The organism is Brevibacillus reuszeri (assembly GCF_001187725.1).
GTDB classification, from domain to species: domain Bacteria; phylum Bacillota; class Bacilli; order Brevibacillales; family Brevibacillaceae; genus Brevibacillus; species Brevibacillus reuszeri.
On the sequence record NZ_LGIQ01000011.1, the window covers coordinates 1,008,880 to 1,021,564 of the forward strand.

The following is a 12,685-nucleotide window of genomic DNA, read 5'->3' on the forward strand; positions in this document are numbered from 1 at the left end:
TATCCATTGTCGCTTCTTATTATGTGTCATAGTCGAGTATCACCTCTTGGTTGAATCACGGGAAGTAGAACAATGAATCGAGTTCCTTGTTCCTTAGAGCTTTTGACACTGATCTGCCCTTTGTGCATTTTCACAATTTGCTTGGCAATCGCAAGTCCCAGACCTGTCCCTTCGACATCACGAGATCGTGCCTTGTCAGCACGATAGAACCGCTCGAACACGTAGGGCAAATCTTCTTCAGGGATTCCGTTTCCGTAATTTTGGACAGAGCAAACCACTTTGTTCGTCCCTTCCAATAGCGCTTCTATTTCGACCTTGCCCCCCTGTTCACTGTACTTCACTGCGTTGTCGAGCAAAATGTAGAACAGCTGTCGGATAGAATCGCTGTGTCCCATCAGTATGATTGAATCGAGCTCTGTACGGTTTATTACCGTTACTTCTTTTGCTCCTGCTTTGATCTGCATCCGATCGGCTACTTCCCCAATCAGACTTTGAAGAGCGATAGGCTGAAAAGAAAGCTTTTGATTTGTCTCGACATCGCTTCGGGCCAATGTGAGCAGATCATCAATCAGCCTGCGCATCCGGTGTATTTCATCTACCATGCTCTGCAGTACAGACTGGTGAAAAGCAGGCAGAGATTCTTTCTTATCCTGCAGAATTTCTGCTGAAGACAAAATGACACTGAGCGGTGTACGCAATTCGTGTGAAGCGTCTGTAGTAAAGTCTTTTTGTCTTTTATAGGACTGATTGATAGGTATCATCGCCCGCCCTGAAAACCAGTATCCGATTAGAGCAGTCAACGCAAGCAAAAGGATGCCAATCACGAAGAACGCCCATCTCATTTGGTACAGCAGCTGCTCCATCCGGGATACATCCTCCGCGAGGTATACATGCACATCCTCATTTGGGAAAACAGGACGATAAACCACAAAAATTTTCTTCTCCCCATCTACATCCAGAGGAATGCGCAATGTTTCCCCTGCTTCTGGTGCCTGTTGCATGATCGCCTGTTGAAATACAGACGAAAGGGAACTGTGATGGGCAGGATTTTGCTTTAGCATCTGTTGCCCTTTCGAGACGATCAGGCATAGCTGATTTGGTTGCAGAAAGTCAAAGTCCATTCTTCCTCTGGCAGGGCTGCCTCCCTCTTCAGATGGTCTAGGCAGCAGCATTCTCATCTGCGACTCCTTCCATTCGTGAATGGTTTTTTCCGCGATTGATTCCAGCTGTGCCTGCTCATTGCGATGAATGATAGCAGAGACTATCCAATACGATCCGACGAACACTACCAACAGAATCAGCGCAAGCATGCCGCTGTACATGAGCGTCAGTTTCTTCCTCGTATGCTCAAACACATTCATTCTCCCCCGCTACATACAGGCGATAACCGACACCCCTGACGTTGTGAATCAGCTTGTGAGGAAACCCGTCGTCCACTTTCTTGCGTAGTAGCTTGATCGCAGCATCCACAGCATTGGGGGTAATCGTCGCATCCACCCCCCAGACGTAGTTAACAATTTGATCGCGATTGAGCACCTTTTCAGCATGTCTGAGGAAAAAATCCAACAGCTGGAACTCCTTTTTGGTCAAAGGGAGTAATTGACCCTCCCGATAAACCTCGTGAGTCAGCCGATTCAGCGTAATCCCCGCATATTCGCAGGTCTGTTCCTGGTTCATAAAAACCGGAATCCGCCTAGTTAATGCATGAATTCTAGCGAACAGCTCTTCAAAGGCAAACGGCTTGACTAAGTAATCATCTGCCCCTCTGTTTAATCCAGTCACTCGATCATCGATTGCATCTCGTGCCGTCAGCATCAGGATAGGGGTCTGATCGTTGCTTGTACGTATTTCCTCACACAGCTGCAACCCGCTTTTTTTCGGCATCATCCAGTCCAGAATGTACAGATCATAGTGGGTCTGCTGTACATACTCCATCGCAAGCTCCGGGTCCGAAACCCATTCGACCGTATGATATTCCTGACTTAATTTGTATTGAATCAATGGTCCCAGCTTGGGGTCATCTTCTACCAGCAGAATGTGCAAGGCCGCGTTTCCCTCCTAAAAAGGCTCTGATGATCAAGAGCATCGTCACTATTGCAAATGTGAGAACATAAGAAAGAAAGACCCATCCTACATTCGTATCGGAACCAACGCCCATCCCATGAATGAGAGCCATCACAAAAGTGGGATAGGAACACAGATGGATCGCTCTCCATGCTTTCTTGTTCAGTTTATGCCGCAGATCAGTAGTCAAAATAATAGCAATCATGCCATACGCAGTGATTGTACCAAGCCCATTCATGAGCGATGAATGCTCCGCCGAAAACGGCAACAGCAGCTCCGTCCAGTAAAAAGGCATAAACGTATCAATGACAAGCAGCATCGCATGAAAAATTCCCAGAAACATCCCCGAAACAGAGGCTGTTGAATGCAGCTTGTAAAGTTTTCCCTTTGTTTTCGGAGTCCATCCCGGCATACTATAGCAGATTCCCAGACTTACTCCGGTAAAAAGCATGAAATAGGACAGCAGTCCGAAAAACCGGATCAGCTCCCAAGTAGGCATTTGTAAAATCCATTCGGTCATAACCTTCGCTTTCCTTTCTTCTATATCGCTCTATCATGAAAAAAATCGATTTGCTCGATCTCCCATCTCTCATTTCGAAGATGTGAATGGCTGACTAGATGGAGGTCCCCTGTCTCAGACACGATCAGTGCTTCCATGCGCGGGCAATGTTTTCGCAGTAGGACTATCCCGCACTCCAATCCCACTATGCAGACTACCTTTGCCCAGATTTCGCATGAGATCACACTGTCCCCTGCAACGCTGCACTGGATGACATCACTATTCCCAGGCTTCATGGTCCGGGGATCAATGAGATGATGCTGTTCTTCGTGCAGCCCGTTCTTCCATCTTCGGCCCAACACGCTGGAAGTCGCTACTGCACCTTCTCTCCTGGAGACGATCGTCAACTCCTCATCCTGATTCCACGGGCTTGCGATGCCAATATGCCATGGCTCATTCACGCTGCTGCCTCCCCATAGCTGCACGTCTCCCCCAGCATTGACTAAACCTCTCTTGATCCTATACTTACGACGCAGGCGTCCAGCAAGCTTCTCAGCCGACCACCCTTTTGCGATTCCTCCCAGATCGAGATGTGAGCCTGCTCGCAGCTGTACAGCTTTCATTTGAGGATGAAGCATCATGGCTGCTGTGCGGAAAGAAAACTCCTCGGTGGAAGTCGGCTTCTCCTTATCCAGTTTTTCAAAGGATTGGCTGTATCCAGCAGCATGGAGCGCATCGTAGACAAAAGGTGTAAAGATGCCTCCTGTCTGTATGCGAAAAGCCTCTGCTAGCTCAAGCACCTCTGCCATTAACTCCGATACCAGTGTGAGTCGACCACTATGGTTATTGAGATAGGACAACTCGCTGTCCGGCAAAAACCGGCTAAAACGATGCTCGACTTGGTAGAACCATCTGTCCACGATTTTCGATAGCTCTTGACTCATTTGCTCGGATGAACTAAGCAAAATGGTTTCCATCTCGGTATTCATGGCGCGGCAGCGATAGTAATGCATTTGCACTTCTTGTTGCATCTCCTTTCCTACTGTACCGTCCTACGATTCAGTTAGGAGTGGCGGCTTCTGGTTTGTGATTTTTTCTTTTCACTCGGTTTTACTTCCTCTGTTGTGGTATTACTCTCTTCTGTTTGAACCTCCTTTTGGCTGTTGTTTTCAACGGGTGTTACGGCTGCGCTTTCAACAGGTCGTGCAACCGGAATATCCGCTGGTGGCTGCTGTACTGCCGGCAAGTCTACGGATGCTGGCGGCTTTTGTATCGGGCTTGGAGTTGTCTCCGTTTTCGCTGAAACTGACTGCTTGCCTTCCTTTTTCGCTGGCTTCGAGTTGCTTGCAGCTTTGGGTACAGAATTTTTGCTCGGCTGCTTTTGCGCGGTGACTGACTTCTTCGCCGGAGTAGTCTCGACTGATCGAGATGCCTCGGCGTGAGTTTGGGCTGTCTTCTGTGTAGGCGTAACGACTGGGGCGAGGACTGTTTCGACCGGTGCTTGTGACATCTCATTTTCAGGTTCCTCGTTTTCAGGTTCCTCGTCTTTATGCTCCTTCGCAGCCTCTGCCTCGTCTGTCAGCTGAGGCAGATATCCCTGCGAATCCCCGTCGTTATCAAACGAATCATCCGTTTTCTGTGCAGCTTGTACCGCCTGCCCGAATGCTGGGTCTGTTTTTGCTATCTGAAATACAGCTGCCAATGAAACAATGAGGCTGCCTCCAATTTTCCATTTAAGCCATTTCGACTTCTTCCCCATGCTTTTGCTACCGTCCTTTCTCCGTTTCTTCCCCCTCATTATAATGAGCCTATCCTGAAAAAATCCTGAAATTCAAAAACGGAGATAGACATTTTAAACGTAAAAAACACCGCTCTCTGGCGGTGCGAAATGAGTCTTTAACGTTGCTCCTCCATTAAATTAATAGCTTGTACAGCGCTCGTGGTCTGCCTTTGTGGTAAGGCTGCTCCTCACCGGAAATTTCGGCAAATTGACTGTCCACCAGCTTTTTCAGAAGTCGCTCTGAAGTTCGTTTGCTTACTTGAAGATAGTTTGCCAGGTCGTTTGCAGAGAAGATTTGATTTTGCCTCAGATCAATAAAATTCATCATTTTCGTAATGGCTGATACACTCACACCTGTTTTTTTCGCGATCATCAGCGTTTGATCATCTTGACTCTGCAATTGAAAGGTTTTCGTTACGGACTTGTTCAACGGACCGATCACTTGCTTGTCCTCTGTCACGATAAACGCCGCATGCTCCCCCATTTTCTTCGCATGGTAGAGTCCGATATGGGCATGCTCCTCCGCCTCTACTGCTGTCAGCCCAAATCCAAATCCAAAATGAATCGGCGTATGATGCAATCTCACTAATTGATCGATCAAAGGAAAAACTCGATAATCCTCAGTAATTTGCTGAATTCCACCCTTGGTTCCATACATAATGAAGGTATGTCGATCAATCATCTTGAGCGAGGCATTCATTTTTTGGGAAAAGTCCATCAGGAGGCCCTGCATTTGATTCCATACCTGCTCATCCAAAACTTCTTTTCCTTGTTGATCCGCATTAATCTCGATGATTCCGGTCGCGATCTGCGATTTTTTACTTAGCAATAGCTCCCCTTCTGTCACTGCTCTTTGCAGCGTATCGAGAATATTTTTGTGTGGGATGATCACCCGAAAGCTCGGAATATTTTTCTTTTGCAGCTCATCGAAAACAGACTGCACGCTGGTCAGCACGAAATCCACGTTTCCTGACTCCCAATTATGCTGATGAAACGCGACCATTTCCTTTGTAATAAAGTGATGGTCCGTGTAGATGAACTCTTTTATAAAAATGTTCTCCGGCTCAATCGACAGTTCACTTAGAATGTTCGTCACGATTTCGCGTCGGGGAATATCGATGGACAAGCGGGTCGGGGGAATTTTTCGATGGTGCGTCACGTAATTAAGCGACACGCTAAAAGCAAGCTCGTCTGTGGGAATATACATAGCCAGCAAGCCGCGTTCTTCTATTTTTTGCTTCCCCAAAAAGAAGGGGATGGGTCCTGTGAACAAGAAAACATCGTTGTTGATGGCTTCATCGATCAATTGTTCACTGTATTCCGGACGATCATACACGTAGGGACGAATTTGTACCTGCTCATGCGTATTTGAACTGATTACTTTTTGAACCATATTTTTGGTCCCTATCACTGCAACGCGTATTTCCATTTCTGTCCTCCTGAACCCAACACAATGATAATGGTACTTTCATATTTACCAATGAAAAACAACTTTTGCAAGAAATATTCAGATCCATCCAGTGGAAAGACAGAAAAAGCCAGTGATACATGTGCATAGCGTACCACTGGCTCACCTATAGCTATTCGTAGTTACAGCAATACCTGTCCATTTTCATTGATGCTGGTACCGAACTCTTTGGAGAGCTCACGGAACTTGTGCAAAATCTCTTCAGCCCGCTGCCCTTTTGCCATGCACGGTCTGCCCCGCTTGTGTGGCTTTTGGGAGTAGGTTATTTCCACAGGTGCGATTTCAAGCTGGACGAGCTTTCCGTCTTGAAAGCGGCACACCGGAACAACTGTCTGCCAGTACAGCGGATCACCAGGGAAGCCTTTTTTCCCGTCCTGACTGCGAATGCGGAATACTTCACTTGGTGCCAAGTTTTTGTCGATTCCGAAGCGTTTATACGAATCCGCTGGCAGCTTGTAAATCAGTTCGTTTTGTCCGATGAAGTTGCCGATGCTGTAAAAAATCGGTTTCCCCTCGTACAACTCCATCCCTCTCAAGAGATGCGGTCCATGTCCAACGACAATATCGGCTCCTGCATCGATGACACTTCGAGCAAACATCTGAATGAACTCGGCTGGCTGCTCTCTTGTATCCCCTTGCTCATGAGCATGCAGACTGACAATAACGATGTCTGAGCGGGATTTCGCTTCTTTTACCCATTTTACAATTTCTTCTAAATCCTGTGCATTTGGCACTGTGCGCACCGCCGCTTTTTCAGCAGCACGGAAGTTGGCATTCAATGTCCCCGCTACACGCAAATTGGAATCTACCAATGGAAGCAAGCTGGCATCCTTAGGATCGGCAGCAAAGCCAAGTCTGACCCACTCCTTGCGCTGTGTTTCCAGGCCCAGGTCATCAGAGACCTGACGCAGAACAGACAGCTGCTCTTCCGTTACTTCATAGACCACATCAAAATGGAGTGGATTTACACCTGGTCGTCCATTTGCCTCCGGGCTTTGGTCTCCGGCTGACTGTTCCTCAAAGAAGGTGGACGTGCAAGAAATCATCGCTACGCTGCCAGCATCGGTATCGTAGTAGACCGGCATCCGGGAATCCGCGAGATTTCGCCCTGCCCCTGCATAGGACATTTTTCTGTCTTCCAGCTCTTTAAAAGTAGCGAGCAAACCTTCCACACCGTAATCTAGCGCGTGGTTATTGGCGACGGAGAACAGGTTAAATCCCATATCAACCAGTTCATCCAGTACCCAAGAGTGAGCTGCGAAGTGCGCTCCGTCGCTTCTTGCTGCCGGATGACCCTGAAAATCGTTTGGCAGTACTTCCAGATTGGTAAAGGAGACATCTGCATCCTTGATTAGCTTCACCAGCTCTTTCGTCGGTTCGTCTTCATAGACACCGATGCGTCGTGCGATAATGCTGTCTCCTGTCAGTACAATTTTCAATCCTTCTTCATTGTGTTTCATCTTGGTTTCCTCCTACACCCTGTTAATCTCTCTGGCAAAACGTATCAAACACGGCTTTTCCCACTTTGGCGATAAACTCTCGCCCGGCTGCTTCATCTGCCAGATCTCTTGTGAGAACCGCCATCGTAATGTATTGTTTTCCGATTTTCAGGATGCCAGCATCATGCTCAATTCCTGCCAGCTCCCCTGTTTTATGGGCAAAGCATGCGTCTAGAGGCAGCTCACCAAGGAAATATGCGGGCAGCTTTGTATGGAATTGCTGTTGTCGCATCATTTGAAAGGCTGCCTCTTTTCTGGATGAATCCAGCGCATTTCCTACTATGATCTCTTTCAGGAACAAACCGATATCCTGCGCAGAGGTGTAATTGTCCCTTCCCTGCCGCACGGCCTCGGTGTCCATCATTTTTCTCGCCAGTACGGTTTGCTGACATCCGAGACGCGCTGCCAATTGATTGACCGCTTCCATCGTTACTTTTTGAATGACCAGATTGGTAGCCGTATTATCGGAAATCGCAATCATCAGCGAGACCAGATCCCGCAGGGGAAGCTGAATATCCGACGAGAGGTTGGCGAGTACGCCCATCCCCCCAACTCGTTCTTCAGCAGGAATTGCCAGGCTAGTGTTTAAATCTGTTTGCCCCACCTGTTCCTGTCTCAGTGCCTCAAGCATGATCGGTATTTTAATGAGACTTGCAGAAGGAAAAGCTTCCTGCTCATTCAGGCCGATACGTCCCTCATCCCACTCGATGTATACGGCCACTCGTCCGTCAACAGAAGCTGCCAGCTCCTGAATCGTCTTTTCCAGCTTGCTCTTCTTCATGTCTTTACACCTGCCTTATTTATAGAAGAAACGCGTACACAATCACCAGAAGCATCACTGCCACTGTCGCCACGACACCGAAGATGATGACGTTTTTCAAGTCATTGGATCTGGCAAGACCCATGGCCCCGATTGCGTCTCCCGTTGGGTACAGGAAGGATGGCATTTGCGAGCCTACCAAGAGCGCCAGCGCCCAAATCGACATCGGTACATGCAGATTGGTTACGGTCGGCAGGAACATCTTGTGCATCAGGATCGAGTGCGCTACCGCAGCGCCCGGAATACCGGCGACGTTGACCAGCGTACTGATGATGATCATTCCTGTTTGACCGCTGCTTTCTACCAAAGGAAGCAGCAGGTTCTTCAGCGCTTCGAATCCGCCCATTTTTTCGATGAAGTAGATAAATGGCGTAAAGAGTACAAATTGCAGGAAAATCCACAAAAGCGGCTTCGCGCCTTCTACGAAGGTTTCGGAAATCTGGTTGGGATTCATGCGACCAGCAAGACCTGTAACGATCGCTGTAAGCAAGATCACCACGATAGTAAAGTTCGCTCCGCCCTTCACCGTGATTCCGTAAATAATCGCACCGATCAGCGTAATCAGAAATGCTGCTGTGGCTTGCTTGGAAATCATCGCTTGTCGAGGGTCGTGGTTTGGTTCCTCTACATGCACGTTGGCATCTTCACTCGGATACGCATAATCCTTGATGGTTTTTTTCAAAATGACCTTGCTGTAGACAAAAGTAACGATGAGTAGCACAATCGCATAAGGCAGTCCTGCGTTCAACAGCACTTGTGGATAGCTCAGGCCCGTTAGCTCCATCAACGTCACCATCGGAGGAGTGAAAGGTCCTAGCAGCAATCCTGCGGCTGCCGCACCGTGAAACAAAATGGCAACGACACTGGAGGAAAGACCTGCTGCGGCAACGACCGGGATCAGCACAGGCGCGATAATCGCATTAGCGCCTGCGAGTGTCCCCAGCAAAGCAGACAATACACAAGATGCAATCATGGTACTGATCATTGCTTTATTCGGGGAGTTAATCCCTACCCGCTTTAAAATAAAGCTCACAATATTTCGGGCTACCCCGGTCTTCTCAGCGATTTTCCCTAAACCGCCGCCTGCGAGAATGACCAGCCCGATATAGGCGACAAAGTCCGTCATCCCATTTTTCGCGATGACCGTAGCGACATCCATCAAGCTCGCCCCGCTCATCACAGCCCCGACAATAATGGCGCCGCCAATCGCAGCGATCGGATTCCACTTCAGAAAGATCAGAACAATGAACAGAAACAACGGAATGAGTCCCCAAAGCGATGGAGCAGTTACCATGGCAATACCTCCTTAGATGACTTGTTTTTATGGATTAACGTGAGCGTAAAAAGCGCAGTGCTGTTTCTGCCAGCATCTCGGAACCAGTGGTCAGCATGCCCTCATCAAGCATGAACCTCGGATGATGCAGTGGTGCATTGAGCGAAGTATCCTCAAAGCCGCACCCCAACCAGAAGAATGCTCCGGGGAAATGCTGCAAATAAACAGCAAAGTCTTCGGCCACCATAGCAGGCTCTACCTGAGGAAGCGCTCGTTCTCCTAGCATTGCAGTGCTTGCCTCACGCACGATATCGACCATCTCCGGTGTATTGGAGAGAACCGGATAACCGAGCTGATAATCGATTTCTACGGTAGCGCCCATACTCTCAACCACACTTTGCACAATCGAATAAAAACGTTCTTTTATCATTTCCCGTGTCTTGGGCGCGAAGGTTCGGACGGTTCCCTCCAGCAAAGCTTCGCTCGCAATCACATTGTGGCCAGTACCCGCCTGGATTTTCCCCAGGGTGATCACTCCCGCATCGAGTGGATTGACATTGCGGCTGACAATCGTTTGTAGAACCTGTGCCACCTGTACAGCCACGATAGCGGCATCAATCGTTTCATGCGGCATGCTTGCATGTCCGCCTTTTCCAATGATCCGTACCCGGAATCGGTCGGAAGCGCCCATGAAGTTTCCTTCTCGTACCCCAACCTGTCCCGCAGGCAACGACGGCCATACATGCAGTCCGAAGATCGCATCTGGCTTCGGATCGAGAAAGGCCCCTGCTTCGATGAGCGGTTTTGCGCCCCCAACCGGACTGTTCTCCTCCGCCGGCTGAAATACCAGGAGAACTCGGCCTGGCAGCTCCTGCTCCGTACTCTTGAGAATTTTGGCTGCGCCGAGCAGCATGGCGGTATGTGCATCGTGTCCACATGCATGCATGACACCTTCATTCTGGGAAGCAAAGGGTACACCCGATTGTTCGAAAATGGGCAGTGCATCCATGTCGGCACGAAGCGCTACGGTTGGCCCGTCTTTCTTTTGACCGATGACAGCCAGCACCCCATAGCCTGCCATATTGGGGCGGATCTCATGAATCGAGAGCTTCTTCAGTTCTTCTATTACACGCTGGGAAGTGCGCTGTTCTTGCCCGCTTAACTCAGGATTGCGATGAAATTCTCGGCGAAGCTCCTTGATGTAGCTTTCATCTGCTTTCCCTTTTACGGTTGCGTTCATTCGTGTCATGCTGATCCTCCTCGCTCAAGAAAACGCTTGCATTGTTGAAAACAAAAATTGACGTTTAGTAGTCGTTAAATGGTGATAAAATATGAGGCTCTTTGTTTGCCCCCCTCTTGTACTATTAATTTGTCGTTTAGTCGTCGTTATATAACTTGTAAATTTACTATACTCATATTTTTATAGTCTGTCAATTTAATATTCGATATTTTTAGTTTAGTTTGGTTATTGATATGTTGAGGAGGAATATGGGGAATGGGGTGTTTCAGCACTTCTTGAAAGTTCTACATACTAATAAAAAACCACCCTCATCAGGTGGCTTACTTTCTTTTAAAACGACCTAGGAAACCCGAAAGTTTTGTCTTCTCATCCACATCGTTGCAACCCACTTTTCTCCGTGGATCACTTGTGTCCCTGCATGCAAAGTGGACTTATTCAACTCATGATTTTGGTAAAAATATTCAAAGTAGACAGCCATGCCCTTGGCAGGAAAAACAGATAAATTAAGCAAAGGAAACACCGTTTCTCCGCCTTGCTCCACATCATTCAAATACATGACGAGCGTACTAATTCGATTGTTCATACTTGCTCGACTCGTTTCTGCAAAGAAGTCATAATGAGGTTTATATTCTTGCCCCGGGGTATAACGCAAAACTTGCAAGCCATCACCGTGCTCGATAGGAATATTCATGATTTGTGAGATTCGCTTCTCGATCCTTGTTATCGTCTCTGTCTGCTCGCAGAACACCCCGCTGCTCGTTCGAATGGAATTGAGCGATCGATCTTCGCCTATTTTTGAGCGTTGTAATCGTTCCCTAGAATGTTCGATTAGCTCATCACATTCGTCATCGCTTAGCACATTTCCTAATACTACAACCAGCGGTTCCTCATACCTGGCAAGAATTCGAATTTCTCGATTGTCTGTCTTGATCCGATTTCCAGCGTGATCAAAAATGGTCTGTTCCTTTTCTGTCGTATGCATTTTCATGTAATGCACCCCATGTATATGACTTCCGTTGCAAAAAATAGAATACCATAAAATGGGTAATTGGATGTAAGAAAATTCACGCAAAAACAAACTTTTTTTTATGGCCCGTTTATGGTGGAACTGATGAGATTATGGATGTGTTTTTAGATATCCTGTCAGACTGGACTTACTCTCCATCACTGTCTTACAAAATATCTTGAGACACCCTTAACCAAGTTGAAAAATGGGCCGTTCATAACGCGATCAACTCAAAAGCCAAGAATGAAAATCATGGAGAGGGACTGTCTCGATCGTTAAATCGGGACAGTCCCTCTTGGAGTAAAAGACGCCACGAAATAGAACTAAAAATATGAGTTCCGATTCGGGTTGCGCTTGTTTTTTTCAAGGGTCTTGATCATCAAATATCTTTGTACACCCTTGGATTCGGCGATGGCTTGTTGACCGAATCGTTCTGCCTCTACCGTATTTCCTTGTTGATATGCCATTTCAGCATCAAGTGACAACTGGTAGATACGATTTTTGACCCCGGATCGGTGTTCGTTGTATACATCTTGGTTATTTTTTAGCAGTGCTAAATGTGCGGAGTAATAGTCTCGATGCTCTTTTGAATGAATCTTATCGAGATTTTTTTCTACCAAATCGTAGTTACCGCGACCCAGTTCTACCAATATGGTGATGTATGCGCGGAGTTTATCTGACGTAATTTTTGCTAGTTCTTTTTCAGCGTCGGCATCGTTGTCATGCAGATACGCATACAAAAAGCGATAGTAAGGATGTTTTGAATTTTTTACATAGCGTTCAACTGTGTTCATGTTGGTGCTTAATTTTAAGATGTATACGTTTTTTCCGACGAGAATGGCAAAAACGATTATGAAAAAGGTGACCCATACGATAGGGGTAGGCTTTATGTCTAGGAGGGAGATTGTCAAGCCACCTACAACTCCGAGAAGGATTATGATTAGTAAGTTACGAAGAGAGAAAGACATGGTGGTGGTGCTCCTTTGCTTTGGAAGTGTTTCTATATTTTAGCATAGGAGGATGGGGCTTCGTCCTA

At 47.3% G+C, this 12,685-nt stretch carries 12 protein-coding genes; all 12 read right to left on the bottom strand.

From position 1 onward, the window contains the following. Positions 1 to 26: 26 nt before the first annotated feature. Positions 27 to 1,355, bottom strand: coding sequence for a sensor histidine kinase (locus ADS79_RS29810; RefSeq protein WP_049742071.1), 1,329 nt, complete (start codon positions 1,353 to 1,355; stop codon positions 27 to 29). Next, positions 1,348 to 2,043: a response regulator transcription factor gene (locus ADS79_RS29815; protein WP_049742072.1), complete on the bottom strand. Its 696-nt coding sequence runs from the start codon at positions 2,041 to 2,043 to the stop codon at positions 1,348 to 1,350. Before ADS79_RS29815 ends, ADS79_RS29810 begins: the two co-directional genes overlap by 8 nt. Next, the gene (locus ADS79_RS29820) at positions 2,018 to 2,584 is read right to left on the bottom strand and encodes a ferric reductase (RefSeq protein ID WP_236700140.1); all 567 of its coding nucleotides are present in this window, start codon (positions 2,582 to 2,584) and stop codon (positions 2,018 to 2,020) included. Before ADS79_RS29820 ends, ADS79_RS29815 begins: the two co-directional genes overlap by 26 nt. A 20-nt stretch (positions 2,585 to 2,604) precedes the next feature. After that, positions 2,605 to 3,594, bottom strand: a complete 990-nt coding sequence (locus ADS79_RS29825; RefSeq protein WP_084766115.1) for an FAD:protein FMN transferase — start codon at positions 3,592 to 3,594, stop codon at positions 2,605 to 2,607. A 32-nt stretch (positions 3,595 to 3,626) separates the two neighbouring features. Next, complete coding sequence (locus ADS79_RS29830) at positions 3,627 to 4,322, bottom strand: hypothetical protein (protein WP_049742074.1); 696 nt, start codon at positions 4,320 to 4,322, stop codon at positions 3,627 to 3,629. Between the two features lie 154 nt (positions 4,323 to 4,476). Continuing rightward, a complete protein-coding gene (locus tag ADS79_RS29835) occupies positions 4,477 to 5,772 on the bottom strand; it encodes a hypothetical protein (RefSeq protein ID WP_049742075.1) in 1,296 nt (431 codons plus the stop codon). A 161-nt stretch (positions 5,773 to 5,933) separates the two neighbouring features. After that, positions 5,934 to 7,271 carry a CapA family protein gene (locus ADS79_RS29840; RefSeq protein ID WP_049742076.1) on the bottom strand — a complete coding sequence of 446 codons (1,338 nt, stop codon included), beginning with the start codon at positions 7,269 to 7,271 and terminating at the stop codon, positions 5,934 to 5,936. A gap of 22 nt (positions 7,272 to 7,293) precedes the next feature. Further along, positions 7,294 to 8,091, bottom strand: a complete 798-nt coding sequence (locus tag ADS79_RS29845; RefSeq protein WP_049742077.1) for a serine hydrolase — start codon at positions 8,089 to 8,091, stop codon at positions 7,294 to 7,296. Positions 8,092 to 8,110: 19 nt separating this feature from the next. After that, positions 8,111 to 9,424 carry an SLC13 family permease gene (locus ADS79_RS29850; protein WP_049742078.1) on the bottom strand — a complete coding sequence of 438 codons (1,314 nt, stop codon included), beginning with the start codon at positions 9,422 to 9,424 and terminating at the stop codon, positions 8,111 to 8,113. Between the two features lie 34 nt (positions 9,425 to 9,458). Beyond that, a complete protein-coding gene (locus tag ADS79_RS29855) occupies positions 9,459 to 10,652 on the bottom strand; it encodes a M20 metallopeptidase family protein (RefSeq protein WP_236700141.1) in 1,194 nt (397 codons plus the stop codon). A gap of 331 nt (positions 10,653 to 10,983) precedes the next feature. Next, complete coding sequence (locus ADS79_RS29860) at positions 10,984 to 11,631, bottom strand: 2OG-Fe(II) oxygenase (RefSeq protein WP_049742079.1); 648 nt, start codon at positions 11,629 to 11,631, stop codon at positions 10,984 to 10,986. Between the two features lie 341 nt (positions 11,632 to 11,972). Next, positions 11,973 to 12,617: a hypothetical protein gene (locus ADS79_RS29865; protein WP_049742080.1), complete on the bottom strand. Its 645-nt coding sequence runs from the start codon at positions 12,615 to 12,617 to the stop codon at positions 11,973 to 11,975. Positions 12,618 to 12,685: the final 68 nt, after the last annotated feature.